The sequence below is a fragment of the Candidatus Accumulibacter vicinus genome (assembly GCF_000584955.1).
Classification (GTDB): domain Bacteria; phylum Pseudomonadota; class Gammaproteobacteria; order Burkholderiales; family Rhodocyclaceae; genus Accumulibacter; species Accumulibacter vicinus.
Window position 1 is genome coordinate 372,356 of record NZ_JDSS02000019.1, and the last position, 508, is coordinate 372,863.

The 508-nt window shown below is 56.5% G+C and carries 1 protein-coding gene; it reads right to left on the reverse strand.

Annotation, left to right across the window (positions count from 1 at the left end; all coding sequences use genetic code 11):
- Nucleotides 1–508 (reverse strand): LamG-like jellyroll fold domain-containing protein (locus tag CAPSK01_RS08055; RefSeq protein WP_034924793.1); only part of this gene is annotated, 508 nt, incomplete at both ends.

The window sequence follows — 508 nt, forward strand, 5'->3', positions numbered from 1 at the left end:
CGGAGTAGGCTCCACGGTGTTCTGCTCGCCGGCTGAACTGAACATCGAAAAGGCGCCCGGTCAGCCCGCGATCCGTGCTTGTTGTAAACCCATACCCCAGATGAAGATTGCTGCCCTTGGTTTCTGTACCAGACGCGAGCCCATAAGCGACCTGCGAGCCGTTGACGAACAGAAACACCTCGGTTCTATCGCGAACCGCCTCGAAGAAGAACCAGTTGCCGGTAGTGATCGCCCCTGCCGCGCTGGTTATGTTGAATACCGTAGACGCGCCTTGGGAATAGAAGTTGATGGAGCCGTCTGTGTTCAGAATGATCTGCGTTAGATCGGCATTGCTGCTTATTGTGCCAATGAAGACAAGCCCTGTTGAAACGCCAAGAGAATCGACATAAGCCCACCCTCGAATGGTGTAAAGCGTCCCTGGAAGAAAATCCTCGCTGACTCCCGTGCTCAGCCGGCTTCCTGCCCCCGTGAATAGTGCGCTCGCCGACGACCCGCCAAAAGGGTCGGG